The sequence below is a fragment of the Flavonifractor sp. An112 genome (genome assembly GCF_002161085.1).
Classification (GTDB): Bacteria; Bacillota; Clostridia; order Oscillospirales; family Oscillospiraceae; genus Flavonifractor; species Flavonifractor avicola.
Window position 1 is genome coordinate 1 of record NZ_NFLU01000037.1, and the last position, 1,227, is coordinate 1,227.

Below are 1,227 nucleotides of genomic sequence, written 5' to 3' on the forward strand. Positions count from 1 at the left end.
GCAAACCGAAGGATTTATCCTTCGGGGTTGTGGACCGACACAACGGCAGGATAGGTTAGCCGAACGGTATGGGAAGGCCGGCCATAGCGGGTGAGAGCCCCGTAGGCGAAAACCGAATCTTGTTAGTCGAGTTCCAGAGTACCGCCGGACACGTGAAACCCGGTGGGAAACTGGGGGGACCACCCTCCAACCCTAAATACTACCTGATGACCGATAGAGGAGCAGTACCGTGAGGGAAAGGTGAAAAGGACCCCGGGAGGGGAGTGAAAGAGAACCTGAAACCTTGTGCTTACAAGCACTCAAAGCACGTTAAAGTGTGATGAGGTACCTTTTGTAGAATGGTCCGGCGAGTTATTGTTACTGGCAAGCTTAAGGTATTCAGTACCGGAGGCGAAGGGAAACCGAGTGTGAACAGCGCGTATGAAGTCAGTGGCAATAGACCCGAAACCGGGTGACCTATCCATGGGCAGGTTGAAGTGGGGGTAAAACCCCATGGAGGACCGAACACACGCCCGTTGCAATGGTCGGTGATGACCTGTGGATAGCGGTGAAATTCCAATCGAACTCGGAGATAGCTGGTTCTCCCCGAAATAGCTTTAGGGCTAGCGTTAACTTAGATTACCGGAGGTAAAGCACTGAATGGGCTAGGGGCCGATAAGGTTACTGAACCCTATCAAACTCTGAATGCCGGATAATTGATGGTTAGCAGTCAGTCTACGTGAGATAAGTCTCGTGGACAAAAGGGAAACAGCCCAGACCCACAGCTAAGGTCCCAAAGATACGCTAAGTGGAAAACGATGTGGAGTTGCGAAAACAACCAGGATGTTGGCTTAGAAGCAGCCACTCATTAAAAGAGTGCGTAATAGCTCACTGGTCGAGTGACTCTGCGCGGAAAATATAACGGGGCTAAGCGTAACACCGAAGCTTGGGCTTGTCGTAAGACAGGGGTAGGGGAGCGTCGTGTACGGGGTGAAGTCGCAGCGGAAGCAGCGGTGGACTTTACACGAGTGAGAATGCCGGAATGAGTAGCGAGAATTATGTGGGAATCATAATGGCCGAAAATCTAAGGTTTCCTGGGGAAGGTTCGTCCGCCCAGGGTAAGCCGGGAGCTAAGGCGAGGCCGAGAGGCGTAGTCGATGCACATACGGTTGAAATTCCGTAGCCACCGAACCTTAAGCACACTGACACATGGAGATAGCGGGACCCGGGCGTTGGTTGACCCGGGCG

At 52.8% G+C, this 1,227-nt stretch carries 1 rRNA gene; it reads left to right on the forward strand.

Features of this window, described 5'->3' with window-relative positions:
- Positions 1 to 1,227, forward strand: a 23S ribosomal RNA gene (locus B5E56_RS14275); the annotation flags it as partial.